Source organism: Candidatus Binataceae bacterium, assembly GCA_035650475.1.
Taxonomy (GTDB): Bacteria; Desulfobacterota; Binatia; order Binatales; family Binataceae; genus JAKAVN01.
On sequence record DASRHP010000012.1, the window covers coordinates 476,993 to 500,332 of the forward strand.

The window sequence follows — 23,340 nt, forward strand, 5'->3', positions numbered from 1 at the left end:
GCGGGCGAAGCGCCCGCGCGTCACGACGGTCGCAGGGACGCCCGTTCCACTGAACTAGAGGGCAGGGTTCTTCTGGGCGACGCCCCCTCCAGCGCGAGCCCGCGGGCCTGTTCGTAGAACAATTGCGCGTAGGTTCCGTTGCGCCGCAGCAGATCGGCATGAGTGCCGGTTTCCACTACGCGACCCTTGTCCACCACCACGATCATGTCCGCGCTGATCGCGCTGCGCAGGCGATGGGCAATCAGAAAGACCGTCCGCCCCTCCATCAGGCGCTCCATCGCCTCGTGGATCAAGTTCTCCGACTCGGAATCCACCGCCGAGGTCGGCTCGTCGAGGATCACGATCTTCGAGTCCTTGAGGAACGCGCGCGCCAGAGCGAGCCGCTGGCGCTGACCGCCTGAGATCTTCACGCCGCGCTCGCCAATCACGGTGTCCAGCCCGTCGGGCAGTTGCTCGACGAAGTCGCTGAGGTTGGCCGACTCCAGCGCCTGCCACAGCATCTCGTCCGTCGCATCGGGCCGCGCGTAGAGCAGGTTGTCACGCACGCTGGCGCTGAACAGCAGCGCGTCCTGCGCGACCAGGCTTACGCTCTGGCGCAGCGCCTTAACCGTGTAGTGGCGCACGTCCTTGCCGTCGATCAGCACGCGGCCAGCACTGACGTCGTAAAAGCGCGGGATCAGGTTGGCCAGCGTGGTCTTGCCCGCGCCCGAGCGCCCCACCAGCGCGACCTTCGATCCGCCCGCGACATTGAGGTTAATTGCTTTGAGCACTTGGTCCCCGGGTTCGCCGTTGCGCGCCGGGTAGCCGAAGCATACGTGCTCGAACCGCACCGCGCCCTTGCGCACCACGAACGGGCGGCTGAGCGGATGGTCGGTGATTTCGGGCTTGAGGTCGAGGAAGCCGAAGATGCGCTCGATCGCGGCCAGCGAAGCGGAGACCACGACCGAGAGTTGCGCGAAGCGCTCCAGCGGCAGGTAGAGGAAGCCGAGGTAGGAGAAAAAGGCGATCATGGTGCCCAGCGTCATCGTGCCGTGCATCACCATCACCGCCCCCACCCAAATCACCACCGTAGGCATGCTGCGGGTGAACAGCTGGATGAGCATCTCCTGACGCGCGGCGAGTCTGACCTTGTCGATGGTGCGCGCAAAGAGCTCGCGGTTGCGCTCACGAAACTGGCCGACTTCGTACTCCTCGCGCGAGAACGCCTTGATCGTGGCCGCTCCGGCGACCCGCTCGTGAACCTCGCCCGAGATAACCTCGGCCGCCTGCTGCATCCGATGACTCACCGCTTTGATCCGCGGCGAGAAGTAGCGCATGAAGGTCACCCAGACCGGGGCGATGCAGAGCGCCACCACTGCCAGGCGCCAGTCAAGCGCAAACAGCACGCCCACCACCAGGCTGAGCGAGATCCCATCCATCCAGACGTCGATCAGCGCCGAATTGACCAGCTCGTGGGCTTGGGAGACGTCGTTGAGGACGCGCGAGACGATCGCGCCGGAAGGGTTGCGATCGAAAAACGAATGCGGCAATGCCTGGAGATGCGCAAACAGCCGACACTGGAGCTCGTAGATGAGCCGGTTGCCGGCCACTCCCGCCCAGTAGTTGCGGTAGTAGCTTGCCACCGACTGGATCGCGTAGAGAACAAGCATCGCGATGCTGAGCGCGGCCAGCTTGTCTTCGGCGCCGGCGCCGAGCCCTGCCATCGCTGCCAGCGCCGCGCATCCGTGGTCGATCGCGAGATTGATACCGTCCAGCTTCGGCGGGGCGGCAAGCAAGACGTCAACGACGTACTTGAAGGCGAGCGGAAAGGCCAACGGCAAGGTGAATTTGCCCACCCCCATCAGCGCTGCACCCACCACCAACCGCAGATGGGGTTTGACGAAGGACAAGAAACGGATCAGGGGTGAAGAATGGGTAGCTGCCTTGGAGTCCATGAAGACCTCAAACCCCCCGGATCCATGCGATGAAATGCCAGAATGGTTTATGCGGGAGCCTGCGACGGGGACTGACGCAAGCCGCATGCCTCACGTCGAACCGGTTCAATCCGCGTCTTCGTTGCTTTTGTTATGCAGATCGCGCGGAGCAATGCACGATAACGTCTAGCCCCTAACCTATATCGGAAAACGGATGCTTGCCTTGCCTGCCTCGCCGGCGCTCGCCCTTCGGCGATCGGCGAACCGAGAATCCGCGACCGCCCGCGGGGCGCGCGGCTGCGCAGACCGGGGCGCCGCCAGCGCCAATGGCAGAGATGAGGGCGGCGCGTCCTCGGGCACGGCGATTATCGCTGCAATTGTCCTGCTCCTCATCTACCAAGGATACAGCTTGTCGATCGTCGGTGTCGCAGCGCCTTGGATCGCCAAGAGCTTCTCGCTCAACGAGGCGCAGCTCGCTGAACTATTTGCCTGGATTTCGATTTCGGCGCTCGGCGCACTTGGGCTTGCTCGCCTGGCAGACCGCGTGGGCCGGCGGCTAATCATCCTTGCAAGTCTCGCCCTGACTCCGCTGTTTGCGCTGGGCGCAGCGCTGGCGCGCAGCCCCAAGCCCTTCGCCGTCTTCGAGATCCTGATTTCCGCCCTCTTGGGGGGTTCGGTGTCCTCGGCGATAGCCCTGCTGGCAGAGGAGCTGCCGGGCGAGCGCCGGGCGGCGGGCCAGGCTTTTGCCGCCTTCGCGAGTGCGCTAGGAGGCGTTCTCAGCTATATCGTGATTCCTTTCCTGCTCCAGTGGGGATACTCGTGGCGATGGCTGCTGGCGCCGTGTGTGGCGGGGTTGGCGTTGGTGCTTCCGGTGGCGCGGATGCTGCCGGTGGACGGCCGCTGGGCGCGCCTGGCTGCCGCGCGTCAGGCGGGCGCGAGCCATATCTACGACGTTTTCGGTCACCTCTATCGGCGCAGGGCGCTGACGTTGCTCGGGTGTGCCGCGCTCGATTCGATGGCGGGGACTGCGGTCAATGGCTGGCTGTATTTCGAGGCGGTCTCGGTAATTGGTCTTTCGCCCCAGCAGGCCAGCACCCTGGTGGTCGTCGGGATGCTGGTGGGGATGGCAGGCTTTCCGGTGGGCGCATGGACCTCCAACCGTTTCGGCCGCGTGCCGACCGTCACCTACGTGGGCGGTGCGGCGTGGCTCGGCGCATTGGCTTTCTATTGGGGCCCGCCAAACCTGGTGACGTGGCCGCTGACATGGCTGCTGGTCGCCTATTGCTGGTTCAAACTCGCATCGAGCGTGATGACGGTCGGAGCGAATTCCGCCGCGACGGAGCTTTTCCCGGCGACATTGCGCACGACGATGATTGGATGGCAGGGGATTACCGGAGCGGTGTTCTCCATGTTTGCACAGGTCCTGATCGCGGCGCTGATCGCTCCCTTGGGAGGCCTGACTCGCGTGGTCGGATACTTCGCGCTCCTTGGCTTTCCCAGCGCCGCGCTCTTCGGCCTGTTTATCGATGAGACGCGCGGGTTGCCGCTCGAGGTCGCGGCCAAGGAAGCTGAGTGGGCCGGCGCGCAGGCTGGCGGGCTGGTCAACAGCGACCGCGCCGCTGAGCGTGGAGCGTCTGACTAGAGATGGCGCAGAGGCCGAAGACAACGGGTGGGCTTCGGCTGGCAGCGCTGGTTGCGCTTGCCATCTTTGGGACCCTGGCCGGGCGGAGCACGAGCGCTGCGGCTCGCCATGACGCGTCGCACCATCGCCGGCATGGCCGGCTCACCACCCCGTCGCCGACGCCGTCGCCCACTCGGTCTCCGACTCCCACGCCGACGCCGGTGCCGGTCGTCCTGATCACCGGTGGAACCGGAATCGTCGACGTCGCGCCGACCGGCGAAAGCCCCGCCGTGCTCAACACGGCCGAGATTTACGACCCCGTGGGCGGTGAGTTTCTGCCGATCTCGCCGATGACGACCCAACGCGACCGCCACAGCGCGACAGCGCTGCCCGACGGCAGGGTGTTTATCGTTGGCGGCGTCGATACGGTGCTGGTCCCGCTCGCATCGTTTCCGGGCCCCGCGATGCCGTGGATTCTGCGCTCGACCGAAATCTTCGATCCGTCGGACGGCCGCTTCACCGCCGCGGCCAACATGGCGGCTGCCCGCGATGAGCCGACTGCCACGGTGCTCAACAACGGCGACGTGCTGGTCGTCGGCGGCGGCGAAAGCGAGGCGGAACTCTACGTTCCCGCAACGGGCAAGTTTGCCCCGACTGGCGCGCTGGTCCTCGGGGGCCGATACGGACAAACCGCGACCCGCCTGAGTGACGGCAAGGTCCTGATAGTCGGCGGCGGTTCGGAGCAGGCCGAGATCTACGACCCGGCAACCGGCCAATTCAACGCGACGGGCAAGATGGAGAACAACCGCATCTACCATAGCGCCACGTTGCTGCCCGACGGCCGCGTTCTGATCGCTGGCGGCAGCCAGTATTCGCGCAGCGCCGCGCTCGACACCACGGAAATCTACGATCCCCGCACCGGCCTGTTTACCGCCGGTCCCAGGATGAGCGAGCCGCGCGCCGGGCATACCACGACGTTGCTCAAGGACGGCCGCGTATTGATCGCCGGCGGCAATCCCGACGCCTCAGCCGAGCTTTACGACCCCGCCGAGGACGCCTTCGTCGCGACGCTGCGGATGACCGCGGCACGCTACGGCCATAGCGCAACTCTGCTGCCCGACGGTCGGGTGCTGATCGCAGGCGGATGGAATCAGAACTACCGGCCCCAAGCCAGCGCCGAGCTGTACGACCCTTCGGTCCGCGGCTTCGTTCCCACCGGCGACATGACGCAGCCACGCGAGGGCCATACCGCCACCCTCATCCACGTGCAATGGCCGGTGCGCTGGGTCAGACCAACACCAACTCCGACGCCGAGCCCAACTCCCACGCCGCGCCCGACCGCTACGTCAAGCCCGACACCGACCCCAAAGTCGACCCGTAGCCCGACCGCGAGGTCGACAGCCGGGAGTACTCCGACACCGCACGCGACGCCTGCGGTCGCGCCGACCACCCGTCGGCCGACGCACCGGCGGGCGAAGCCAACGGCTAAGCCGTCCGCGTCGGCGGCCGCGAGTTCTACTGGCGCGCAGCCATCGCCAGCGCCCTAACTCCCGTGTGCGCCTGCTCGATCAATCGGCGATAGACGTGCTCGTAGCGGTCAACCATCGCCTCCACCGCGAAGCGCTTTTCAAACTCGCGCCGGCATCCTTCGCGCGGGATCGTGTCCACGCGCTTGATCGCTGCGACCAGTTCGTCGGCGCCGCCGGCGATAAGCCCGGTGACCCCCGGCGTGATGATTTCCGGCACCGAACCGCAGGGGCGCGCGATAACCGGCGTCCCGCACGCCATCGCTTCGATCATCGCGAGCCCGAACGGCTCGGGCCAATCGATGGTGAACAGCAGGGCGAGCGCATTGCCGAGGAACTCGCTCTTCTCGCCTTCGCTGATCTCGCCGATATACTCGATCTCCGGCGGCGCAAGGCGCGGCTTGATCACAGTCTCGAAGTATTCGCGATCCACCACGTCAACCTTGGCCGCGATCTTGAACGGGATCCCGGCGCGTCGCGCGACGTCGATCGCGATGTCGGGCCGCTTTTCCGGCGAGATGCGGCCGAGGAAGGCGAGGTACTTGCCGGGCCGCGGGTTGAAGCGCAAGAGCTCGCGCGGCAGCCCGTGGTAAACTGTTGCCACCCAGTTCATGAACGCCAGCGGCGCGCGCTGCGCGTCGCTGATCGAGACCAGCGGCATCGTGCGGTAACGCTGGTAGACCGGACGCAGCTCTTCGATATCGAGCCGCCCGTGCATCGTCGCCACCGTCGGCACCTGCGGCGTCAGCCGCGCGAAGGGGAACGTCCAGTAGTCGATATGCGAATGGATAACGTCGAAGCGTTCGGCCGCGCCTTCGTACACGTCGCTCAGCATCGGGAGCTGGAGAAAAGCGCCGAGCTCGGGTTTGCCCATCAGCCGTAGCGCCTGCGGACACCCCGGCGCGAGGCGCGCCTTGGTGATCGAATCGCCCGAGGCAAACAGCGTAACGTCGTGTCCCCGGCGCACCAGTTCCTCGGTAATGTAAGACACCACGCGCTCAGTTCCGCCGTAGAGCTTGGGTGGAACCCGTTCGTAAAGCGGCGCGATTTGCGCGATCCGCAACGGGCGTGCGGCGCGCGTGTGAGCGCCGCTCGCATCCTTGGCTTGGTCCATGCTGTACTCCTGAAGGAAAGATGAATCGCGGCGGCGCCGGGCCCAACATCGGCGGTCACCATGCCTTCCATGGTGACGTAGATGACGTGGTGACGGAAGCGTTCAATGAAACTCGACGTTCGCGCCGCGTCGGCGACGGCCGGCCGCGGCTGTCATGAAATCCACCAGCTCGCGGGGGTGACGCGCGATGAAAGCGATGGCGGTGTATGCGCCAGCGGCGATCGAGACCAACCCGCTGCGCGCGATCGAAATTGCCGAGCCCGAGCCCGGGCCGCGTGAAATCTGCGTGCGGATCCGCACCTGCGGGGTATGTCGCACCGACCTGCACGTCGCCGAGGGCGACCTGCCGCCGCGCCATCCACGCATAATTCCCGGCCATGAGATCGTCGGGACGGTCGCGCGACGCGGCGAGGGCTGCACGCGCTTCGCGCCGGGCGCGCGCGTCGGGGTGGCCTGGCTGCGCGAAACCTGCGGCGCGTGCGCATATTGCCGGCGCGGCCGCGAGAATCTCTGCCCCAACGCGCGCTTCACCGGCTACGATCACGACGGCGGCTACGCGGAGTATGCCGTCGTCCGCGAGGACTTCGCTTACGCGATTCCCGACGCGCTCGGCGACGAGGCGGCGGCGCCGCTGATGTGCGCCGGGATAATCGGCTATCGCGCGATCCGCCGCGCCGACGTCCGTCCGGGCGCAACTGTCGGGCTCTACGGCTTCGGCGGCTCGGCCCATATCGCGATCCAGGTGCTCAAGCATTGGAAATGCCGCGTGTTTGTGATGAGCCGCGGCGGCCGCCATCAGGAGCTAGCCGAAACGCTCGGCGCCGACTGGGTCGGCCCGGCCGCCGCGGCCCCGCCGGCCCGGCTCGAGGCGGCGATCCTGTTTGCTCCCGCCGGAGAGCTGGTGCCGCCGGCGCTGGAGGCGCTCGATCGCGGTGGCGTGCTGGCGGTCGCCGGAATTTATCTGAGCCCGGTGCCGGCGCTCGACTACGAGCGCCACCTGTTTTACGAGCGCGAGCTGCGCAGCGTGACTGCCAACACGCGCGCCGACGCCGAGGAGTTCCTCCGGCTCGCGGGCGAGATCCCCGTGCGCACGCATACGTTGGGGATGGCGCTGGGCGAGGCCAACCGCGCGCTCAACATGCTCAAGCACGACGAACTCAAGGGCGCCGCCGTGCTCCACGCCACCTGAGCCTCTCTTTTTGTTTTGCGCTGCGGGCGTACCGCTTTTAGTGGAGCGAGCGTCCCGGCCCGCGGGGCGGTTTGCGCCTTTCGCCGCTTGGCGTCTTTCATTGACCTCTTGGTCAGACGGCTGATAGCGTTGCGATGATTATTCACGGCTTTTTCGACGCCTCGAGGTAAGAATGCCCACGCTCAAGAGCGAGCTTGATAAGGGAGAGGCCAATGCGCTCGGCGACGCCGCGGTCCTGACCCGGGTAGACAAAGCGATCGCATGGGCGCGCAAGTTTTCGATTTTCCCCTATCCGTTCGCGACCGCCTGCTGCGCGATGGAGTACATGTCGCTGTCGATGACCCCCTACGACATCGACCGCTTCGGCGCACTCCTGCCGCGCTTCACCCCGCGCCAGGCCGACCTGCTGATGGTTATCGGGACGGTCACGATGCGTCAGGCGCCGATTCTACGCCGGGTGTATGACCAGATGGCGGAGCCGAAGTGGGTGATGGCGTTCGGCGCCTGCGCCTCGACGGGCGGCTTTTACGACAATTACGCGACGCTGCCCGGGATCGATCGAATCGTCCCGGTTGACGTCTACGTGCCCGGATGCCCGCCGCGGCCGGAGGCCGTGCTCGACGCCCTGATGGCACTGCAGCGCAAGATCCAGGGGCAGAAGCAGAAGCTCGGCGCCGCGCCGATCAACGGCAAAGCGGCCTGACGCTGCCGTATCGGCTCTTCCCACCAGGGCCCTGTGATGGAACGCTACCTTACCCGCTGGCTGGATATCCCTGACCTGCGCCGCATCGAGGTCTTCGAGGCGCACGGCGGCTACCGCGCCCTGCGCAAGGCGCTGTTCGAGATGACCCCGGAGCAGATCATCAACGAGGTCAAGAACTCCAACCTGCGCGGGCGCGGCGGCGCGGCGTTTCCGACCGGGATGAAGTGGAGCTTCATCCCCAAGGATTCGAAGAAGCCGGTCTACGTCTGCTGCAACGCCGACGAGAGCGAGCCGGGCACCTTCGCCAACCGCTACGAGCTGGAGAACGATCCGCATACGATCATCGAGGGCATCCTGATCGCCTGCCGTGCGGTCGGCGCTCATACCTGCTTCGTGTATATGCGTGGAGAATTCTTCAACCAGAAGCAGATCTTCGAGACCGCGCTCGCCGAGGCGCGCGCCCGCGGCTACGTCGGGCCGGACGTGATGGGTTCGGGTTTTGGCGCTGAGATCTACGTCCATCGCGGCGCCGGCGCCTACATCTGCGGCGAAGAGACCGGGCTGCTGGAGTCGCTGGAAGGCAAGCGCGCCTATCCGCGCAATCGTCCGCCGTTCCCGGCGATCCAGGGCGCCTTTGGCTGCCCGACCGTGGTCAACAATATCGAGACGCTTTCCAACATCCCGCACATCATCGCGCGCGGCGCCGACTGGTACCGCTCGATCGGCCCCGAGAAGAGCCCGGGCAACAAGCTGTTCTGCCTCTCAGGTCACGTCAACAAGCCGGGGCTGTACGAACTGCCGATGGGCTTTGCGCTGCGCGATCTGATCTACGAGATCGGCGGTGGCATCCTCGACGGCCGCCGGCTCAAGGGCGTGATCCCCGGTGGTTCGTCGTTCCCGGTCTTCACCGCCGAGGAGGCGATGAGGGTCAACATGGACTTTGACTCGGTGCGCGCGGCGGGCTCGCTGATGGGTACGGCGGGGGTGATCGTGATGCACGACGGCACCTGCATGGTGGACGTGCTCAAGACCATCGCCCACTTTTACCATCACGAGTCGTGCGGCCAGTGCACGCCGTGCCGCGAGGGGACCGGCTGGATCGAAAAGCTGCTCATCGAGATCGAGGCGGGACGCGGCCGGATGCAGGACCTCGAAACCTTGCTCAGCGTCGCCACCAATATGGAAGGCAACACGATCTGCGTGCTCGCTGACAGCCTCTCGATGCCGGTCAAGAGCTTCATCCCGAAGTACCGCGCCGAGTTCGAAGAGCACGTGCGCCTGGGGCGGTGCCCGTTTAGCGAGGGCGCGCCGCTCAACCTCACGGCCGCTGCCGACGGCGCCGCGGCCGGCGCCGGCGCGCACGAGCCGTCAGCCGAGCGGCGTGACGCGGGCGTCGCCGACTAGCTCAGCCAACCCGCTGCCGTACGAAAGCAAAGCCGACGACCGATGCCCAAGCTGACCATCGACGAGCGCGAGATCGAAGTCCCCGACGGCCTCAACCTGATCGAGGCCGCGCGCCTGGCCGGGATCGAGATTCCGCACTACTGCTACCATCCGGCGCTCGCAGTGGTCGGCAACTGTCGGATGTGCCTGGTCGAGGTCGAGAAGGCGCCCAAGCTTCAGATCGCCTGCAACACACGCGTTGCCGACGGGATGGTCGTGCGCACGAGGAGCGAGCGGACCAAGGCGGCGCAGCGCGCGGTGCTCGAGTTCTTGTTGATCAACCATCCGATCGACTGCCCCGTATGCGACCAGGCCGGCGAGTGCAAGCTTCAGGACTACTACATGGATTACGATCGCCAGCCCTCGCGCTTCGAACTGGGGCGCAAGAACCACAAGGGCAAGGCGATCGACATCGGCGCCGGCCTGATGCTCGACCAGGAACGCTGCATCCTGTGCGCGCGCTGTACGCGCTTTTTCGACGAGGTAACGCATACCAGCGAGCTCGCGATCTTCGGCCGCGGCGACCATAACGTGATTGACACCTATCCCGGGCGCAAGGTGGATAATGCCTACGCGCTCAACGTGGTAGATATCTGTCCGGTCGGCGCGCTGACCGAGCAAGATTTCCGTTTCAGGATGCGCGTGTGGTACCTGCATCGCACGCCCTCGGTATGCGGCGAGTGCGAGCGCGGCTGCGCGATCGACATTCACCACCATCGCGGGCGCATCTATCGCTTCAAGCCGCGCTACAACCCGGCGGTCAACGGCTACTGGATGTGCGACGCGGGGCGGCACAGCTTTCCCGCGCTCCAGGGCGAGCGCCGACTCAGCGTGCCGCTCAAACCGGCAGGCGAGCGAATGGCGCCGGTCGGATGGGACGCGGCGCTGGACGAAGCGGCGGCTAAGATCGCCGAATACAGGCGCGCGCACGGCGCGAATGCGATCGGCGCGATCATTGGCGCGCATTCGACCAACGAGGAGGCCTTCGCGCTCAAGCGCCTGATGGCGGCGCTGGGCTCGGAGCGCCTCGCCGGACTGAGCTGGTCGCCGCCCGACGCGCCGGCCGACGACGACCTACTCATTCGCGCCAATCGCAATCCCAATACGCGCGGCCTTGCCGCGATGGGAATCGGCGCGGACGGGGCGGGGCGGTTTGCCGAGGCGGTTGCGGCGGGCAAGTTGAAGATGCTTGTCGCGATGCGCGTCGATCTGGTGCGCGCGATGGGCGAGGGCGAGTTTGTCCGCCACTTTGGCGCGCTCGGCTATTTGCTCGTGCTCGATACCGACGCCAACGAAACCGGCGAGATGTCCAACCTGCTGCTGCCAGTCGCCGCCTACCCTGAACTCGACGGCAGCTTCACCAACTTCAAGGGCCAGGTGCAGCGCCTTACAAGGGCCTTCGACCCGCCGGGCCAGGCGCGGCCCGCGCTGGAAATAATCGGCGCACTCGCAGAGCGGCTCGAGCGCGCGTCGATGCTCTCGGGCGCGGCGGCCGACGTTTGTCCGAAATCTGCCGACGCTGCATTCGCCGCGATGGCGGCGGCAGAGCCCGCCTTCGCGGGCATGACATTGGCCGCTCTCGGCGAACATGGTCTTCCGCTGCGCGATTCCTGATTTTCCCCGCCTTCCGCAGTACGGCAGGCAGGGACGCCCATTCCACTGAGGTTTGGACGCTTCGGGATCGCTTTTGAGTAGAACGGGCATGCGGGCGTCCGACTAATCCAGCAACGCCAAGGCGTGTTCTGACCCATCTATACCTGTTGTTGCGTGCGCGCTAGTATCAGTGCAAGCAAGACCGCGACTAGCGGCGAAATTTCGGCTTCGGGGGAAAGCCCATGCTCGACCTTCGATCGACAATGAAGTTCGCGGCAACCGCCGGGTTCACCTTTGCGATTATGGCCTTTGCCTTTGTGCCGAAGGCCGCAGCGCAGGCGATGGGCGAGTACGGCGGAGCGGTCGGTAACGCTGCGGTATCGACCGGCGCGGCGCCCTCAATCGCACCCGACGTGGGCTTCAAGGTCAGTACCGAAAGCGCCGGAAGTTCCGGCCCGACTCAGACCGTCGAGGTTCGTGAGGACGATTCTGACGAGGCCGCACGGCCAAGGAGGCGCCGTCACGCCAGGCACACCGACAGCGACGACGCCGGGCCCGATGGCGACTGGGTCCAGGTCAAGTAACGCTTCACTGTGGGCGTTCGCTTGGGCGCTCGCGCATCGATGCGTTAAGGTGTCCTCTTAAGCGGCGCATCGCCGCCCGGGGACGTCCGCGATGATCCAACCCTTGGGGCGCGTCCGGAGAATCCTGCTCTCCGCAACGGCGAGCTTCGTATTGGCCGCGTCGGCCTTCGCGCAAGCTACGCCGACGCCGTCGCCGTACAAGATGATCGACGGCCATTTCGCGGCGACCGTTACCCTGCTCGCCGACGGCCGCGTGATGATCGCCGGCGGCGGTGACATGCATGCGTCGGCGACCAACCTGGCCGAGATCTACGATCCTTCCACCGACCGCTTCGAACCCGCGGGCAGCGGTCTAATGTCCACGCCCCGAACCTACCATACTGCGACCTCGCTTAAGGATGGCCGGGTTCTCGTCGCCGGCGGGATGAACCGCCTGGGCTCCGCGCTCAAGAGCGCTGAACTGTTCGACCCCAAGTCCGGCGAATGGACGCCCACCGGCAGCATGGCCGATGGTCGCTACAACGCTACCGCCACACTGCTGCCCGACGGGCGTGTGCTTCTCGCAGGCGGCTCGTCAACGCCCGAAGGCTACGCGGGCGCGGGCCAGGAGCGGCACGAGGAGGTCTCGCTCGACACGGCCGAGCTTTACGATCCGGCAACCGGCAGGTTCTCGCCCGCCGGCAAGATGGAGCGCGTCTTTGACCTTAACAGCGGCAAGTTCCTCCAGCGCGCGAGCATGATCACGGCGCGCCGCGAGCATACCGCGACTCTGTTCACGGCTGGCCCGCTTGCCGGCAAGGTGCTGATCGCGGGCGGAATCGGCGACAAGCAAAAGCCGATCGCGAGCGCGGAGATCTACGATCCAAAGACCAACTCGTTTACGCCCACCGCCAATATGACCGTTGCGCGCGCATCTCAGACCGCGACCGAGCTGCGCGACGGCCGGGTCCTGATGGCCGGCGGCACTGACGCCTCCGACCAGGCGCTCGCAACCGGCGAGATCTACGACCCCACGACCGGCAAATTCGGTCTCGCGGCGGGCCCGATGGTACATGCGCGCTACCGGCAGACGGCGACCCTGCTGGCCGATGGCAGCGTGCTTTTGGCCGGCGGGGCGAGCAACCAGGGCGTGCTCGCGCTGGCCGAGATTTTCGATCCGCATACCAACACCTTCCACGCGACGGCCAATATGCTGGACTACCGGATGGCGGCGGGTGCGGTTCTGCTACACAACGGCGAGGTTTTTATCGCGGGCGGCTACAATAACCGGCCCTCCTACTCGCCGGGCGCGGCGCTCGGGATGGGTTCTGCGGCGGTGCCGTTCTTCGTGCTCGACACGGCGGAGCTTTACAATACCGCTGCGCGCCAGTTCGTCAGTACGCTGGCGTTGGGCGGCCGCGCGCCGGGCTAGACGCGCAGGCGCACCGGGCTTACACCGGTAGCGAAACGGCGCGTCATTGTGCGTCCCAGCGCGCCGCCGACGATTCGCAGACCGAGCCGGGTCAGCAACAGCCGGCCGAAGATCGAGCGCCCCAGCAGCACCCGCGGCGGCCGCTGCTGCATCTCCTGGATGGTCACGATCTCGGGGGTTCGTTCAGCCTCGATCGCGCGCCCAGCGGTGTCGAGTCGCTCGGCGAGCGCTCCCGGCTCCTGACCGCCGGCCTCAACCGCCTCGCACAGGTGGTTAGCGGCAACCGCGGCGTCGCGCAGCGCCAGGTTAATTCCCTGCGCCCCCACCGGCGACATCGTATGGGCCGCGTCGCCTAGCAACAGCATCCCCGGTACGGACCATCGCATAATCCGCTCGCACGCGACGTCAAGCAGGAAGGGATGGGTGACGTTCTCCAGATGGGCGCACAGATGCGCCGCCAGGTCCGCCGAAAGATGGGCCGCCATCTCCAGCAGCCATGCCTCCACTCCGCGCTTGCGCAGGTCGCCGAACAGCCCCTTGTCGATAATCCATCCGATTTGCAGCCGCCCGTCGTAGCTCGGGAACATCAGGGCGAAGTGGCCGCGACCGACGTAGAGCCGTCCGGCGGGCACTCCGGCTAGCGCCGCCGGCATTGGCAGCTTCGCCCAGATGACGTCGAAGGCCTGCGGGTAGCGTAATTCCTCGAGTGCCGTCCGTCTGCGCAGCACCGAATTGCGCCCGTCGCATCCGACTACCAGGTCGGCGCGAACTTCGAGCGTGCCGTGCGCGCCGTCGGCGAGTACGCCGGCGACGCGGCCGCCGTCGCCGCCCTCGCGGACAACGTCGCGCACGGTCGCTCCCCGCTCCAGGCGAAAGCCGGGGAAGCGGGCCGCCTCGCCGACCAGCATCTCGAGCATCGCGGGCTGCGACACGATGCGCGCGCTGAACGCGCCCGGCCCGTCCGTCGCCAGCGCGAGAGCGCCCACCGAGCGCGCGTTCAGGAATACCTCGAAGCGTTCCAGCCGCGCCTGAGGCAGGGCGTCGAGCGCCGCGCCGAGGCCCATCTGATGGAAGACCTCGGCGCCGCTCGGCATCAGCCCCTCGCCGCGGAACTCGCGCGCGAAGTCAGTCTGGCGCTCGAGCAGAGTTACCGCGAGACCGCGGCGCGCGAGCAGGTAGGCCAGGGCGGCGCCCGCCGGTCCCGCGCCGACGATTGCGACGCGCGCCATCTCAGCCCCGCGCCTCTGTTGCACAAAGCTCCGCCCGCGGCCGGGCGGCCACGGGCGGAGCCTGTGATGGATTGTGCTGCGCGAGTGTTGCGCGGGAAATCATCCCGCAGAGTTCAGCACACGCCGCGCGACAACCCAAGCGGCCTGCAACTCATCTCTCAGTGGTGGTCCGGATCGACGGTGAGCACGCCTCCGGCCGCGATCCAGAGGCTGCGATCCAAAGATTGTTAAAACCTGGATTGCTCGGCAACGCGGTCTGACTGGGATACCGCCGGCGGTTCCGATGTCCACGCCGAAAAGGCGCGCCGGGTTAGACCGGGGGCCGCACGGCGCAGGCTGAGCGGATTGCGCCGTCATTGACGGCGCAATCCGCTCAGCGACTACATCCCCTCTGGCGTTCTGATCTTGAAGGTAATCAGGGTGTTGGTCGTTCCGGTGGTGCCGTTGCTGAGGTTGGTCACTGTGGCCTTGCCATGCGTAGGCACCAGGCCCGGGTTGGTCGAGCCGATGATGGTCTGCGGATAAGTGGCTGAACTGCGCGTCGGCCCGGTGGTATCGAACGCCCCCTTACCATCGATGCGGAAGTGCCAGAGTACGAAGAATTGGTCCATCAAATCAGCGGCCGTGGACCCAGGCAAGCCGTTGACGAAAGAGCCCAGAGTGAAAAACGTGCCGACCTGGGTGGCATTTACGCTGCCGGCCCCGCTGGACGCACAATTCATCGCGGCCGAGACGTCCGTGCCGCCGGGATAGATGGGCGCCGCCGCCGTGAAGAAGAGCGGCGTCGAACTGGGGGCAACCGTTTCGCTCGAAAAGCGCGCGTCCTTGGCGGTATCGACGCAGACCACCCAGCTGCGCGCCATCGCGGGCATCGCGGTGGCCACAACCATCGCCGCGGCCAATCCATACTTCAGTAGCGTTTTCATCCAATACCTCCCAGTGCGGAAAATTGAGCACCCGGTAAACACCTGGCCGCTCCGAAGAGTTCCGCTGAAACGACGCGTGCGGGGGCCGAAAAACGCGCCGGGGCGGGAGCGCATCCGCGCTCCCGCCCCGGTCTGCCGGTGATTCTCGCGGGCGAGCCTCGCACTCGCCCATTGGTGTCCGCGTTATACGGCTATTGGCACGACCAGCTCGACGCGTCGTTCACGCTGCCGCCGTTGAAGTGCGCGGTCTCCGGGTACGCGCACAGCGGCATCGTGCGCGTGCCGGCCAGGTTGGTCCCGACGATCGAGTCGGGCGCCACGCCGAAGGCTACCCAGCCGTCGAGTTCGAAGATCCACTGGAAGAAATTGACCTGCGGGCCCGGCCCGCCGCCGCAATGATGCATCCCGGGCACCATGAACAGTCGCGCAGAATCCTTCGCCGTGCCCTGGTCGCCGCCGAAAGTTTCGCCCACCATGTTGCCGTAGTACTGCACGGTCTCCAGCGGCGTCAGCGCGGGATCGCTCCAGCCGTGATACATGATGAGTTTGCCGCCGTCGTCAATCAGGAATCTCGACAGGTCAGGATTAACCCCGTTGCCGCCGCCCATGTGGGTCGAGCTCTGGAGCGCCTTGAGCTTCACAGGATTATTGATGTTGAAGGTCAGCGTATTGTAGGTCGGATCGCTGAAAACAAAATATTTCATGTATTGATCCTGGAAGGTCCACTGCGCCGGCGCGGTCGCAAACGACCCCGGAGGAACGCCCCACGGCTCGCCATCGGCCGGCGCCGGAAGCTTAGGCGTGACGAAACCACTGATCCATGCGTCCCATCCGTCGTGGGTTGCCCCGCCCGCCGGGTCGCTCCTGGTAAAACCCGGATAGATCTGGACTCCCGTGTTGGTTGTGGCTCCGCGGTAAATCTTGCGCACTGCCACGACTTGCTGCTTGCTCAGACAGTTCGGATCCTTGAACGCCTCTTCCGCGCTCTCGCTGTCGGGGCACTGGAGGCTGGCGGGGTCGAACGTGCACAGACGCGGATCCTGGATCAGCCCGTCGCTCACGCCGTCAAGCGAATCGCACTCGTTGAGCACCGCCTGATCGATGAGTGGCAGCTTGCTCGGCGGCAACCACGACTTCGCAGTCTTGAACAGCGCCTTGTCGTTCCAGTTGAAACCCGCGATCAGATCGCCCAACGCCGGATCGCCGGCGACGATGCCGTCGAAGTCGTCGGGATAGACCTCGGCCTCGACCATCGCCTCGCGTCCGCCGTCGGAGCATCCGTTGAAGTAGCGATGCATTATCGATGTCTCATAGTAGGCGGCGGTTAGCGCTTCCGAGGCCAGCGTGGTGACATGCACGCCACGGAAGCCGAAGTCAGCCTGCTTGGCCGGATCGTTGAGCGCCCAACTGCCGTCGAGGTCGGAGCCTTGGTGGCCGGTGTCGGTCGCCGCGGTCGCGAAGCCGAACGCGGTCCCGATGACCGGTGGAATCTGGATGCTGCCGGCGAAACCACCATTGCCGAAAAAGAGAAACTTGCCGTTCCACGCGGGGGGGTCGGGCAAGGCCAACTCGAAGTTGACCTGGTTGGGCCCCGGATTCGTCGTCGTGACGAAGCCCACTACATCGCAGAAGGCGGGATGGGGCAGCGGTACTGTTCCTGCGGGCACCGAGGTTGCCGCGACGACCGTGGTTGCGCTGGGCGCGACTCCTTGCAGCGTTGCCGTAACGCAGCTCAGGGTCGCGGCGCTGACCGCGCCGGTTGTCAAGGCTGCCGCGGCGAGCGCGAATCCGAAAACGATCGCTCCGAGCCGGATGGAAGCTCGCATGTTTGAACCTCCGATGTAGTGCGAGTCGCACTCTGGCCAACAAACATTGCTGCGCTCGTCGGAGTTCCACTGAACTCGCCAACAGCGACGAGAAACACTCGATTTATTGCTATTGCTTGCTTTTGGTAGCAACGAATAGCGCTTATGTCAAATAACCCGCGCCGCTGGAATCCTGGCTGAGTCGCCAAGGGCAGCGCGCTATCCGGCACGCGCGTTGCCAGCCGCCAGCCTTTAGCCGATCATGCCTTCAATGAGCGAGCACGAGGGCCGCGCACGTCAGCATGACCCCGACGAGCCACGCCATCCGTCTCGTCGCGGAGGGCTCTCCCGCGGCGAGACCTCGCTCATCCGCCGCTTGACCGAGGTCTTGCGGTTTGCCGACTTCATGGCGGTGCTGATGGTGGCGGCGACGGCGTTCAGCGCCTACGCGACCTGGCGCACTGCTCAGGTCACCTCGCACGTCTTTGCGATCGAGGAACGCCCGTTCATCGGCGTCGAGCGGGTGACCTTCGAACAGGGCGACACGGCCAATCCCCGCGTGGTGATCGATTACCGCAACTTCGGCAAGATCCCGGCGGTGGACGCTATCGTCACGGTGGTGGCGATGACCGACGGCAAACGCGTTGCCGACCTACCCAACGAAATGTCATCGATCTCGGCCGGCGTGCTCTCGCCGGGCGTCCCACACTTTTTCTATCGCTACCTGCCGGTTGCGGTTTACAAGGCGGTGGTGGAGGGCAAGTCGAAGTTGATGCTGCATGTCCGCGCCGAGTACAAGGGCGCCGCCGAAGAGCCCTTCTGCTACAGCGAACGCGTGGTGTACGACTACCGCTCGGCGGGTTTCCGGCCCGCCGGCGGCAGCGACCGCTGCAGAAATACCGATATCTTCTGAGGAATCGGGCTCCGGCTCCACGCGTCCGGGTGCGCAGGGGAGGGGAAGATGAGCGAGGAGAATGCCGAAGAACGCGCACGCCGCAAGCGCGAGGAACGGCGGGAAGAGCGCGAGGAGCGCCGCGCCGAGCAGGAGCTGCGCCGCTCGGCGCTGCGCAAGATCGCTGGCTACCTGGGCTTCGCCGATCTGATGGCGGTGCTGATGGTGCTGGCGACCGGCTTCAGCGCCTTTGCCACCTGGCGCACCGCCACCATCGCCTACGAACTGCTGACGAGCTCGGAGCGCCCTTACTTCGGCGTGCGCGACGTGACGTTGGACCGCAGCCACCCCGACGAACCGCGAATCTACGTCGATTATCGCAACTTCGGCCACGTGCCCGCCGATAACGTCCGCCTTCAGGCAGCGGTGTTCCTCGGCGGCAGGCAGCTCGCCGACGAGGGCGTGACGCGCAGTGTCGGCGTGCTCTCGCCCGACGTTCCGCATCATATCTATCTACACGTCCCGCCGCAGAGCGCGCCCGATATTCTTGCCGGGCGCGCCAAGCTGCTGGCGCAAGTCAGCGCCTGGTACGCCGGCTCCGGGGCACGCACCTTCTGCTACCGCGAGCGCTTTGCCTATATGCCTGACTCGGGCACCTTCGAGATCGCCGGCGGCTCGACGCGATGCGATTCCGCCCCGCCACCGATCCCCTAAGGCGATTTGCGCGCGCCGCATGCATCTGGCAGTTTTCGACTTGGGCAAGCCGCGATGAACTGTCCGATCTGCAAACGGCCGGTCGATATGTCGCCCGCCAACCGGTTCCGCCCGTTCTGCTCGGAGCGTTGCCGCTCTATCGATCTCGGGACCTGGGCCGGCGAAGGCTATCGCGTGCCCGGCGGCGCGGTCGAGGACCGCGAGCATCCCGACGACCTCCATCCCAAGAGGAAGCTCCTCCACTAGCCCGCGGGCGCGGCGAGATGGCAGAACCCGACGCGTCCCCGCCGCGCATCCATCCCAGCGCCGTCGTCGGCGTCGAGGTTGAACTTGGGCCCGGCGTTGAAATCGGTCCCTTCTGCCTGCTCGACGGGCGAATCCGAATCGGCGCGCGCACCCGGCTAATCGGCCACGTCACGATCCTCGGCGAAGTCGAAATCGGCGAGGCCAACGTGTTCCATCCCACCGCGGTTATCGGCGACGAACCGCAAGACCTGGCCTATCGCGGCGGCCCGCGTCGCGTGCGGATCGGTAATCGCAACGTCTTTCGCGAGGGCGTGACGGTCCATCGCGGCAGCGAACGCGGCGAAATCACGATCCTCGGCGACGACAACTTCCTGATGCAGAACGCGCACATTGCGCACGACTGCCGGGTCGGCAATGCTGCCATCATCGCGGGCGGCGCGCTGCTCGCCGGATGGGTCGAGGTCGGCGACCGCGCGCTGGTGTCCGGCAACTGCGTCGTGCATCAGTTCGTCCGGATCGGGCGATTTGCGATGATGCGCGGGATGAGCCGGACCAGCCGCGATATTCCGCCCTTCTGCATCGCCGACCTCACCCATACGCTGCGCGGAATAAACGTAATCGGGCTCCGGCGCGCGGGCTTCGATGCGCGCGCGATCCGCGCGCTGCGCGATGCGTTTGCGACCCTCTTCGGCGCCCGGCGTAACCTCAAGCTCGCGCTGGAGGAGCTGGCCGCGGCGGGTCCGATGATGCCCGAGGTCGCCGAGATGGTGGAGTTCATCCGGGCGTCAAAACGCGGGGTCGCCTTCGGCCCGCGCGCAGCCGGCGAATCGGAGGCCGACGCCGATTAGGCGGCCTCCCACCAGCCATTACAGCCTCAGCGTAGCGATCACCCCAACATGGTCCGACGGCCAGAGCCATGTGCCGTCGGGCTGGCGATGGGGGCGGTCGGCGAACAGACCGACCTCGACCACCTCGGGCGTACGCCCGCGCCCGGGCCGCATCAGCAGGTAGTCGATTCGCTGGTTGTGCGTGCCGTGCTCGGCCGTAAGGTCGAGGTCGTCGCGGTCGTTAGTGTACCCGCAGCCGCTGCCGAAAGCGCCGTGCAGATCGATAAACCCTTTTCCGCCGAGCAGTGCCGCCATCGTCTCGGATTCGGGGACGTCGTTGAAGTCGCCGGCAACGATCACAGTCGCTTCGGGATGGCTGTGCGAGGCTACCAGTTGCACGAGTTCGCGCGCCTGCGCCGAGCGGACCACCACGCCATCGCGTGACTCCGGCCGGTCGGTCAGATGGGTGACGAAAACCTCCATCCGCGCGCCACCGTCGAACCGGAAGCGCCGATGCAGGACGACGCGATCGTCGGGCAAACGATACAACTGCCCGCCGACCATCGCCGACAGGTCAACCTGCGCGCGGTACTTGTAGGCCGCCGGCGCGCCGTCGGCGTCCAGCCGGCTCAGCATCCCGACCCCTTCGTCGAAGGCGAACTCGCCGTCGCCCGCGCCGTCGGCGGGGCAGTAGTCGAGCCGGTAGAGGTCGCGGCCGCACAGCTGGTTGACGCGGTCGCGCAGACGCGCGCCGAGATCACCGCACGCGCTCGCGCGCAGGAGCTCCTGGAGCGCAGCGACGTGCGGCCGGCGCTCCGCAATCCCCTGCGCGATGAGCTCGAGCCGGCGGTCGAGGTGTCGATGCTCGGGCAGGTTGTGGTAAATGTTGAACGTCAGTACGGTGCACTCGGCGCCAGTCATGCGCTTTGCCCCTATCCGGACGCCCGCGGGCGACCGTTATTCTGACTTGCTCGAAGCGGCGGCCCTTGGCAACAATTGACGCGCGGGCCAAATTGGGGTTTCACGGCTGCATGCGGTTGCGGGTCGCTTGCCGAGCAGCGCGGCGCACAAGGCTGCCTTGCGGTGGCCGCATCTGATAGATAAGAACGGTTTATGCCTTCGAGGTGGCGTTTCGTGGTCGGCGCGGGGGTTATCGTGCTCGCCGTCGGCTACCTGATAACTGCGGCCGTGCGCAACACCGCCGAGTACTACCTGACCGTAGGTGAGGTCGCGGCCAAAAAAGCCGAGCTTACGGGGCAGATGCTGCGCGTGGCCGGGCGGGTCAAGGCGGGCTCGATAAGTTGGGATCCTGCCAGCCTGACGCTCGCCTTCACGATAGTCGCGCCGCCCAATCCCGGCGGCTCGGCTGTCACTCCGGTCGCTGCCGCCGATCCGCCCCAGTTTCGCGTGATCGCGCGCGGCGAACCGAAGCCCGACATGTTCGCCGCCGGGCGCGACGTGATCGTCGAGGGCCGCCTTGCGGGCGACGGCACCCTTCAGGCGCGCCAGGTGCTGACCTCGTGCCCGTCGAAGTACGTGCCCAGGCAGGCCGGGGCCAAGTGAGATGCCATTCATAGGCCAGATCGCGCTGGCGCTCGCGCTGCTGGTGGCGATCTATTCGATCGGCGCCAACTTGCTCGGCGCGCGGCGCGATTCGCCCGAGCTGCTGATGAGTGCGCGGCACGCGCTGTGGGCGATGTGCGCGATGGTGACGATCGCGATCGCCGCACTGTGGAACGGGCTTTTAAGCAGCGACTTCTCGCTGGAGTACGTCGCCTCCTACTCCAGCCTCACTTTGCCGACCTTCTATAAGCTGACCGCCCTATGGGGCGGACAGCAGGGCTCGCTGTTGCTGTGGACGTGGCTGCTCTCGATTTTTACCGCGATCGTCGCCTTCCAGAATCGCCGGCGCAACCCAGAGATCACGCCCTATGCGCTGGCCGTGCTGGCCGGGGTCGCGATCTTCTTTCTCGGGATGCTCAATTTCGTCACCCGTCCGTTCGACCTGCTCGCGAGCGTCCCCGCCGACGGTTCCGACCTTAACCCGCTGCTCCAGAACTACTGGATGGCGATCCATCCGCCCTCGCTTTACACAGGATACGTCAGCGCCGCGGTCCCGTTCGCCTTCGCCTGCGGCGCCCTGCTTGCGTGTCGGCTCGACGACGGTTGGATCAGGACGACCCGCCGCTGGGCGATCTTCTCGTGGTTCTTTCTCACGCTGGGCAATCTGTTCGGGGCGCGATGGGCCTACGAGGTGTTGGGATGGGGTGGTTACTGGGCGTGGGACCCGGTCGAGAACGCGGCCTTCATGCCGTGGTTGGTGATGACCGCCTACCTGCACTCGGTGATGATCCAGGAGCGCAAGGACATGCTGAAGGTGTGGAACCTTGCGCTGGTCGGGCTGGCCTTCCTGCTCACCCTGTTCGGCACCTTCCTCACGCGCAGCGGCGTGATCTCGTCGGTTCACTCATTCACCCAGTCCGGGCTTGGGCCGTATTTCTTAAGCTTCCTCATCGTGGTCGCATTCGCGTACTCGGCGCTGCTCGTCAGCCGGGTTAAGGAGCTGAGAAGTCCGGCCGAATTCGAGTCCTACCTCTCGCGCGAGGCCGCTTTCCTGTTCAACAACCTGGTGCTGGTCGGGATCGCGTTCGCGGTCTTCTGGGGCACGGTGTTCCCGGTGCTCTCGGAGGCGGTGCGCGGGGTTAAGATCACGGTCGGCCCGCCGTTCTTCGACAAGGTCAACGCGCCGCTCGCGCTGGCGCTCGTCTTCCTGATGGGAGTCGGTCCGCTGATCGCGTGGCGGCGGGCCACGCCGCGGGCGCTGATGCGGATGTTTGCGGGGCCGATCGTGATGGGCTTGGCGGCGGGCGCCGCGGTCTTCGTCGAAGGGCTGCGCGAATGGTACGTGCTGGCCGCGATGTCGCTGGCGGCGTTCGTGGTCGGCACCGTGATCGCTGAGTTCCGCCGCGGGGTCGGCGCACGGCGCCATCTGGTGCGCGAAACACCCGCCCGCGCGCTGGTCAACCTGATCGCCAAAAACAACCGCCGCTACGGCGGCTACGTGATTCATCTCGGCGTCGTGCTCGCCTTCGTCGGGATCGTCGCCTCCTCGTTCTTCCGCACCGAGGTCAAGCGCAGCCTACGCGAAGGCCAGAGCTTCAACGTCGGCTCCTATGAACTGACCTATCTCGGACTCAAGGGATTGGAGAATTCGCACATGGAAGACCTGCGCGCGCGCATACGCGTGCGCAGCGGCGGGCGCGAGATCGCCACGATGGAGCCGGCAAAGCTCTTTTACAAGCGCCAGCAGCAGCCCGCCACGCGGGTAGCGATTCGCTCGACGCCGCTCAACGACCTTTACATCGTGCTCGCCGGCGTGGACGACAAGAGCGGGCTGGTGACGTTCGAGGTCTTCCTGACGCCGCTGGTCTTCTGGCTGTGGGCGGGCGGGTTCCTGATGGCGATCGGCACGGTGATCGCGATGTGGCCCAACGTGCGCGAGCGCGCGGCGTTCGCGGCCGCGCTCGCCGGTGAGGAGGCGCTGCCCGAACCGGAGCCGGTGCCAGGAGGCGAGTAAGCCGTGGCGCGGCACGCACCAACATCG

General features: G+C 66.2%; 20 protein-coding genes. 14 read left to right on the forward strand and 6 right to left on the reverse strand.

All coding sequences use genetic code 11. From position 1 onward, the window contains the following. Nucleotides 1–20: 20 nt before the first annotated feature. Nucleotides 21–1,934, reverse strand: coding sequence for an ABC transporter ATP-binding protein (locus VFB33_13745; protein ID HZO82753.1), 1,914 nt, complete (start codon nucleotides 1,932–1,934; stop codon nucleotides 21–23). A 193-nt stretch (nucleotides 1,935–2,127) separates the two neighbouring features. Here VFB33_13745 and VFB33_13750 point away from each other — a divergent pair, with 193 nt between their 5' ends. Together VFB33_13750 and VFB33_13755 are read left to right on the forward strand one after the other, a co-directional pair. Beyond that, nucleotides 2,128–3,555 (forward strand): MFS transporter, encoded by a 1,428-nt coding sequence (locus VFB33_13750; protein ID HZO82754.1) that lies wholly within the window; start codon nucleotides 2,128–2,130, stop codon nucleotides 3,553–3,555. Nucleotides 3,556–3,755: 200 nt separating this feature from the next. Beyond that, nucleotides 3,756–5,081 carry a kelch repeat-containing protein gene (locus VFB33_13755; protein HZO82755.1) on the forward strand — a complete coding sequence of 442 codons (1,326 nt, stop codon included), beginning with the start codon at nucleotides 3,756–3,758 and terminating at the stop codon, nucleotides 5,079–5,081. On the opposite strand, the gene VFB33_13760 is transcribed toward VFB33_13755, so the two are convergent. After that, on the reverse strand, nucleotides 5,050–6,174 hold the full coding sequence (locus VFB33_13760) for a glycosyltransferase family 4 protein (protein ID HZO82756.1): 1,125 nt from the start codon (nucleotides 6,172–6,174) through the stop codon (nucleotides 5,050–5,052). The genes VFB33_13755 and VFB33_13760 overlap by 32 nt on opposite strands. A gap of 187 nt (nucleotides 6,175–6,361) precedes the next feature. Here VFB33_13760 and VFB33_13765 point away from each other — a divergent pair, with 187 nt between their 5' ends. From VFB33_13765 to VFB33_13790, 6 genes are all read left to right on the forward strand, one after another. After that, the gene (locus tag VFB33_13765; protein ID HZO82757.1) at nucleotides 6,362–7,363 is read left to right on the forward strand and encodes a zinc-dependent alcohol dehydrogenase family protein; all 1,002 of its coding nucleotides are present in this window, start codon (nucleotides 6,362–6,364) and stop codon (nucleotides 7,361–7,363) included. A gap of 172 nt (nucleotides 7,364–7,535) precedes the next feature. Then, complete coding sequence (nuoB, locus tag VFB33_13770; protein ID HZO82758.1) at nucleotides 7,536–8,066, forward strand: NADH-quinone oxidoreductase subunit NuoB; 531 nt, start codon at nucleotides 7,536–7,538, stop codon at nucleotides 8,064–8,066. Nucleotides 8,067–8,102: 36 nt separating this feature from the next. Next, a complete protein-coding gene (gene nuoF / locus VFB33_13775; protein ID HZO82759.1) occupies nucleotides 8,103–9,470 on the forward strand; it encodes an NADH-quinone oxidoreductase subunit NuoF in 1,368 nt (455 codons plus the stop codon). Between the two features lie 42 nt (nucleotides 9,471–9,512). Continuing rightward, nucleotides 9,513–11,123 (forward strand): molybdopterin-dependent oxidoreductase, encoded by a 1,611-nt coding sequence (locus VFB33_13780; GenBank protein HZO82760.1) that lies wholly within the window; start codon nucleotides 9,513–9,515, stop codon nucleotides 11,121–11,123. 221 nt (nucleotides 11,124–11,344) lie between these two features. After that, entirely contained in the window at nucleotides 11,345–11,686 is a 342-nt protein-coding gene (locus tag VFB33_13785) for a hypothetical protein (GenBank protein ID HZO82761.1), read from the forward strand. A 91-nt stretch (nucleotides 11,687–11,777) separates the two neighbouring features. After that, nucleotides 11,778–13,097: a kelch repeat-containing protein gene (locus tag VFB33_13790; protein HZO82762.1), complete on the forward strand. Its 1,320-nt coding sequence runs from the start codon at nucleotides 11,778–11,780 to the stop codon at nucleotides 13,095–13,097. Here VFB33_13790 and VFB33_13795 read toward each other — a convergent pair. From VFB33_13795 to VFB33_13805, 3 genes are all read right to left on the reverse strand, one after another. Then, nucleotides 13,094–14,326, reverse strand: coding sequence for an FAD-dependent oxidoreductase (locus tag VFB33_13795; GenBank protein ID HZO82763.1), 1,233 nt, complete (start codon nucleotides 14,324–14,326; stop codon nucleotides 13,094–13,096). The two genes, VFB33_13790 and VFB33_13795, sit on opposite strands and share 4 nt — an antisense overlap. A gap of 380 nt (nucleotides 14,327–14,706) precedes the next feature. After that, on the reverse strand, nucleotides 14,707–15,252 hold the full coding sequence (locus tag VFB33_13800) for a hypothetical protein (protein ID HZO82764.1): 546 nt from the start codon (nucleotides 15,250–15,252) through the stop codon (nucleotides 14,707–14,709). 191 nt (nucleotides 15,253–15,443) lie between these two features. Then, a complete protein-coding gene (locus VFB33_13805) occupies nucleotides 15,444–17,078 on the reverse strand; it encodes a tannase/feruloyl esterase family alpha/beta hydrolase (GenBank protein ID HZO82765.1) in 1,635 nt (544 codons plus the stop codon). Nucleotides 17,079–17,328: 250 nt separating this feature from the next. Here VFB33_13805 and VFB33_13810 point away from each other — a divergent pair, with 250 nt between their 5' ends. From VFB33_13810 to lpxA, 4 genes are read left to right on the forward strand one after another with little or no spacing between them, the layout of a single operon-like run. Next, entirely contained in the window at nucleotides 17,329–17,970 is a 642-nt protein-coding gene (locus VFB33_13810) for a hypothetical protein (protein HZO82766.1), read from the forward strand. Between the two features lie 48 nt (nucleotides 17,971–18,018). Then, nucleotides 18,019–18,663, forward strand: coding sequence for a hypothetical protein (locus tag VFB33_13815; protein ID HZO82767.1), 645 nt, complete (start codon nucleotides 18,019–18,021; stop codon nucleotides 18,661–18,663). A gap of 54 nt (nucleotides 18,664–18,717) precedes the next feature. After that, a complete protein-coding gene (locus VFB33_13820; protein HZO82768.1) occupies nucleotides 18,718–18,909 on the forward strand; it encodes a DNA gyrase inhibitor YacG in 192 nt (63 codons plus the stop codon). Between the two features lie 17 nt (nucleotides 18,910–18,926). Then, the gene (gene lpxA, locus VFB33_13825) at nucleotides 18,927–19,757 is read left to right on the forward strand and encodes an acyl-ACP--UDP-N-acetylglucosamine O-acyltransferase (protein HZO82769.1); all 831 of its coding nucleotides are present in this window, start codon (nucleotides 18,927–18,929) and stop codon (nucleotides 19,755–19,757) included. Between the two features lie 18 nt (nucleotides 19,758–19,775). Here the strand turns inward: lpxA and VFB33_13830 are convergent, their stop codons facing one another. Then, nucleotides 19,776–20,657 carry an endonuclease/exonuclease/phosphatase family protein gene (locus VFB33_13830; GenBank protein HZO82770.1) on the reverse strand — a complete coding sequence of 294 codons (882 nt, stop codon included), beginning with the start codon at nucleotides 20,655–20,657 and terminating at the stop codon, nucleotides 19,776–19,778. A gap of 192 nt (nucleotides 20,658–20,849) precedes the next feature. On the opposite strand from VFB33_13830, the gene VFB33_13835 reads away from it, so the two are divergent. Both VFB33_13835 and VFB33_13840 read left to right on the forward strand, forming a co-directional pair. Further along, nucleotides 20,850–21,299 carry a cytochrome c maturation protein CcmE gene (locus VFB33_13835; GenBank protein HZO82771.1) on the forward strand — a complete coding sequence of 150 codons (450 nt, stop codon included), beginning with the start codon at nucleotides 20,850–20,852 and terminating at the stop codon, nucleotides 21,297–21,299. 1 nt (nucleotide 21,300) lies between these two features. After that, nucleotides 21,301–23,313, forward strand: a complete 2,013-nt coding sequence (locus VFB33_13840) for a heme lyase CcmF/NrfE family subunit (protein HZO82772.1) — start codon at nucleotides 21,301–21,303, stop codon at nucleotides 23,311–23,313. Nucleotides 23,314–23,340: the final 27 nt, after the last annotated feature.

Coding starts and splice junctions, on each gene's coding strand:
- VFB33_13745 (HZO82753.1), bottom strand. CDS start 1,934: ATGGACTCCAAGGCAGCTACCCATTCTTCACCCCTGATCCGTTTCTTG.
- VFB33_13750 (HZO82754.1), top strand. CDS start 2,128: ATGCTTGCCTTGCCTGCCTCGCCGGCGCTCGCCCTTCGGCGATCGGCG.
- VFB33_13760 (HZO82756.1), bottom strand. CDS start 6,174: ATGGACCAAGCCAAGGATGCGAGCGGCGCTCACACGCGCGCCGCACGC.
- VFB33_13765 (HZO82757.1), top strand. CDS start 6,362: ATGAAAGCGATGGCGGTGTATGCGCCAGCGGCGATCGAGACCAACCCG.
- nuoB (HZO82758.1), top strand. CDS start 7,536: ATGCCCACGCTCAAGAGCGAGCTTGATAAGGGAGAGGCCAATGCGCTC.
- nuoF (HZO82759.1), top strand. CDS start 8,103: ATGGAACGCTACCTTACCCGCTGGCTGGATATCCCTGACCTGCGCCGC.
- VFB33_13780 (HZO82760.1), top strand. CDS start 9,513: ATGCCCAAGCTGACCATCGACGAGCGCGAGATCGAAGTCCCCGACGGC.
- VFB33_13785 (HZO82761.1), top strand. CDS start 11,345: ATGCTCGACCTTCGATCGACAATGAAGTTCGCGGCAACCGCCGGGTTC.
- VFB33_13790 (HZO82762.1), top strand. CDS start 11,778: ATGATCCAACCCTTGGGGCGCGTCCGGAGAATCCTGCTCTCCGCAACG.
- VFB33_13795 (HZO82763.1), bottom strand. CDS start 14,326: ATGGCGCGCGTCGCAATCGTCGGCGCGGGACCGGCGGGCGCCGCCCTG.
- VFB33_13800 (HZO82764.1), bottom strand. CDS start 15,252: ATGAAAACGCTACTGAAGTATGGATTGGCCGCGGCGATGGTTGTGGCC.
- VFB33_13805 (HZO82765.1), bottom strand. CDS start 17,078: ATGCGAGCTTCCATCCGGCTCGGAGCGATCGTTTTCGGATTCGCGCTC.
- VFB33_13810 (HZO82766.1), top strand. CDS start 17,329: ATGAGCGAGCACGAGGGCCGCGCACGTCAGCATGACCCCGACGAGCCA.
- VFB33_13815 (HZO82767.1), top strand. CDS start 18,019: ATGAGCGAGGAGAATGCCGAAGAACGCGCACGCCGCAAGCGCGAGGAA.
- VFB33_13820 (HZO82768.1), top strand. CDS start 18,718: ATGAACTGTCCGATCTGCAAACGGCCGGTCGATATGTCGCCCGCCAAC.
- lpxA (HZO82769.1), top strand. CDS start 18,927: ATGGCAGAACCCGACGCGTCCCCGCCGCGCATCCATCCCAGCGCCGTC.
- VFB33_13830 (HZO82770.1), bottom strand. CDS start 20,657: ATGACTGGCGCCGAGTGCACCGTACTGACGTTCAACATTTACCACAAC.
- VFB33_13835 (HZO82771.1), top strand. CDS start 20,850: ATGCCTTCGAGGTGGCGTTTCGTGGTCGGCGCGGGGGTTATCGTGCTC.
- VFB33_13840 (HZO82772.1), top strand. CDS start 21,301: ATGCCATTCATAGGCCAGATCGCGCTGGCGCTCGCGCTGCTGGTGGCG.